This window comes from Actibacterium sp. D185-2 (assembly GCF_054954595.1).
In genome coordinates this window covers 1-2,954 of the sequence record NZ_JBPWNX010000050.1, presented here as the reverse complement: position 1 = coordinate 2,954, position 2,954 = coordinate 1, and the positions used below count along the sequence as shown (strand labels likewise).

At 51.4% G+C, this 2,954-nt stretch carries 2 protein-coding genes; both read right to left on the bottom strand.

Going from position 1 to position 2,954, the window contains the following annotated elements; all coding sequences use genetic code 11:
- Window positions 1-262 precede the first annotated feature (262 nt).
- Window positions 263-1,819, bottom strand: a complete 1,557-nt coding sequence (locus ACSR1C_RS20435; protein WP_460260849.1) for a Fic family protein — start codon at window positions 1,817-1,819, stop codon at window positions 263-265.
- Window positions 1,820-2,014: 195 nt separating this feature from the next.
- Entirely contained in the window at window positions 2,015-2,677 is a 663-nt protein-coding gene (locus ACSR1C_RS20430) for a hypothetical protein (RefSeq protein ID WP_460260848.1), read from the bottom strand.
- Window positions 2,678-2,954 lie beyond the last annotated feature (277 nt).

Below are 2,954 nucleotides of genomic sequence, written 5' to 3'. Positions count from 1 at the left end.
TCCGGGAATGGTTTGCCGCCCGCAATCAGTTCGCTATCATGTTCGATGAGCGCTTCAACGCGTGACCGTATCTGAAACCCGCATGGGCCAAACCAGATACACAGAGTTCATGACACTCCCTGAGCATCTGGTCCACTACATTGACTATGAGGCCATCGCCCGCGATCTGTCCGTGGACTTCACAGAGACCGAGATTGCAGGACAAAGACTGATCTATGCTTGTCGTTAGTGGAAAAGGAATGCGCTTCTTAAGAAGCGGTGGTTATGAGCCTTCCGCTTCTTCAAATGCGTCTGAGACGATGCCTTCGATAAGGACGATTTCCGCATCTGTGAATTTATTGATCGGCTCGCGCTCACGCCTGCGCTTGGCAAGCTTGCCTTCATTTTGACGAATGAACATGATCAGGTCCTCTGCCAACCGATCCGGCATTTCAACCGCGTTCATGATGGATTTCATCGCCTGATCATGGCGCTTGAGATAATCAATCTCTCGCGGCAGGTCCTCTTCGATGGTCCGCAGCACGCACTCATAAAGAAACTCGGCCTCTGCCGTGCAATCGTAGAACCTATAGAGGTCTGCGGTATCATTAAGAACTTCGACATTTCCGCTCGGCAACGCACGCCACTCAATGAAATCCATCAAAGGACCTGAGTGTCCTTGTAAGACATTCCGGTAGTCATCAATCCGGTCCAGCATCACAGATGAGACCGGAAAAACCATGCCGGGCGGTGTAAACCTGCGTTCCGCCAGAACATGATGAATCAGGCAGCGATGCAGACGCCCGTTCCCATCGGCAAGCGGGTGGATGTAGACAAAGCCAAAAGCGATACACGCCGCTTGCAGAACCGGATCAACATCGTCCGTATCAGAAATTCTGAGGCGATTGTTGCATTCGTTCAGCGCGGTCATCAGTTCGAAGACCTCTTCATGACGCGCGCCGATAAACTCAGGTAGAGGCTCGTTATTGTGATCCCGTTCGCCGAGAAAGACTCCGTCCTCACGGTAGCCAATGGGCGTAAATCGGTCATCACCAATGAGGATGCGGTGAAGCCGGTAGATTTCTGTTTGGTTAAGTGGCCTTTTCCCGGCCTCCAGAACGGCGCGCCCCCAGCGCTCAAGGCGGTTGATCGGCGCGCGCTCCCCTTCAATTTCAAAGCTGGCGCGGCTATCGGCTAGCAAAAGAAAGCTTGCGGCGCGCGCAATCACCTGCGCACCTGTCCTGCCGATGGTTTCTCTGGCTTTGTTGGAAAGATCGAGATCGACAAGGTTTTTGAGTTTATCTGTTTTACGGATGATCGGACATAGTGCGCCCGTGCCGAGAAGATTATCCCGCACGCGGTGTCGCTGCGAGAAGCGACTTTTCCCGGTGAAGTAGGCGTTCGGGTCAAGCGCGTCCACGGCTGTGACTTTTGGTGCGTCCGCCAAATCCAACACGTTGCCCGTGAGCGTTTCGTAGAAAAACCATATGCGCCGCGACAGTGTTCCTGTCGGTGTCGCTGTAACAATGACCTCAATTTCACTGGCTGGAACGGCATCGAAGATGCGTTTCAGGATAAGTAAGTCCATATCTTCATGCCGGAACGCAAAGGTCAGATGCCCCTCCAGGCTATCATCTGGCTGATAACGCTTATCAAAAACCTCCCAACGCCCCTCGATACGCTTGTTGCCGCGAACGTGCTTTTCCGACACGCAGGCAAGCTTTCGAACAGGCGCTTGAATGCCCAAATGACAGACAAGCGCGGACCAGCCAGCAAGGTTTGTGCCTTCTGGTACAGGTTCATCCTGAAAAAAGTCAGGGCGTAGCTGTTCTATCTGCATTGGTCGAAATTCTTTCACATATGTCGAAAAGCGCACCGAAAAACATCTGAACGCTGAAACTCAATGTACATGAAGCAGTGTCGAAAATCAATCATGGATGTCGAAAACCTATCACAACGACCAAGATTGTCGAAAAGCGCTGGAAATACCATCGATGGGAAGAGGCGCAGCACCTCGGCATGAGAAGTCATAAAATCAACGGCTTGGCGGTCTTTCTAGCGGATCATTTAGCGTTCCGCGTAAAGTAATCATAAGACCGCCTGCGGCAATAGACATCCCGAAAAATGGAAACCCCGCTCCAGCCGTAATTGCAGTACCGGCAGAATTCGCAAGTGTGGCAGCCGCCCCGTAGGTGAGCAGTGAACGTTTTTTGTCTTCGTGAAATTGATGCTCACTATTCGCGTAGCGGGTAACATCTTTGCTCGCCCGACATATTTCTTCGTGTCCGTTGGACAGCATGGCAATCACTCCATCGGCATCAAAGCTAGGTTGAAAGAGATGCTCGCGTAAACCGAAGATTTCTTCTGAAATCGCATCAGCGCTTTCTTCGCTAGCCCCGCATGCAGTCAGGGTGTCCCGCTCGAATTGAATGAACCCCATGAAGGCATCCAAATCGGACACAATGGATTGAATCTGTTCCGCAATTTCAGGGTCATTGGTGACTCTACTACCAAAGCGAATAGCGTCGTCCAGTCCTTGCTCCCTTGCAGATCGGAGTGTGCCACAAAGCGAGGCCAAGAGGTTCTTGTAATCACCGAGATTGAGTCTTGAAGGGTCTGAGCGCAACAAGCGCATTTCATCTGTAACCGCAAAAATCTCTTGGAATTCTCTAGGGTTAAGGTTTGGGAAATCGTTCATTACAAGAAACCTGCGCTATCAAATACATCAATGAACCTACAATAGAGGCGGCGGTGGTCCGCGTCTATCGTTGCTCTGCTTCTCTGTCTTATCCGAATCCAACGATTTCTCTGCCTCGATTGCCACGCCGATTGAGTAGAGACAGACTGCACTACATGTGACCTGCTCCCCGAAACTTCCCTCGTTCTGATGTAGAGTTTGCTCAACCTTTTGAAGGAGCAAACGAATGCGAAAGAGCCGTTTCACCGAGGCGCAGATCATCGGGATGATCAAGGAA